The sequence below is a fragment of the Pseudomonas sp. LM13 genome, assembly GCF_041381355.1.
Classification (GTDB): Bacteria; Pseudomonadota; Gammaproteobacteria; order Pseudomonadales; family Pseudomonadaceae; genus Stutzerimonas; species Stutzerimonas frequens.
Window position 1 is genome coordinate 1 of sequence record NZ_JACBXH010000149.1, and the last position, 382, is coordinate 382.

The following is a 382-nucleotide window of genomic DNA, read 5'->3' on the forward strand; positions in this document are numbered from 1 at the left end:
GTGAATCGCCCCGGGTTTTGTGGAGGCCGTTTCGTTTAAGTCAGGCCGCCATGTCCTGACCTGCTTGTTGCTGGTGGAAGTTTGCCTCAGCCTCCGCAGGCGGGATATATCCGATTGAGCTCAGCAGGCGTTGGTGGTTGTACCAGTGCACCCATTTCAAAGTCGCCATTTCGACGGCTTCGCGGCTCTTCCATGACTGACGGTAAATCAGCTCGGCCTTGTACAACCCGTTGATGGTTTCGGCCAAGGCGTTGTCGTAGCTGTCTCCCTTGCTGCCAACCGAAGGCTCAATGCCGGCCTCCGCCAGCCGTTCGGTATAGCGGATCGAGACGTACTGGCTTCCACGGTCGCTGTGATGGATCAGACCACCCGAGCAATGCGG

General features: G+C 58.1%; 1 protein-coding gene. It reads right to left on the bottom strand.

What is annotated here, in order from left to right; genetic code table 11:
- Nucleotides 1–40 precede the first annotated feature (40 nt).
- A partial coding sequence (locus tag HZR81_RS23775; protein WP_500129417.1) for an integrase core domain-containing protein occupies nucleotides 41–382 on the bottom strand: 342 nt, incomplete at its 5' end.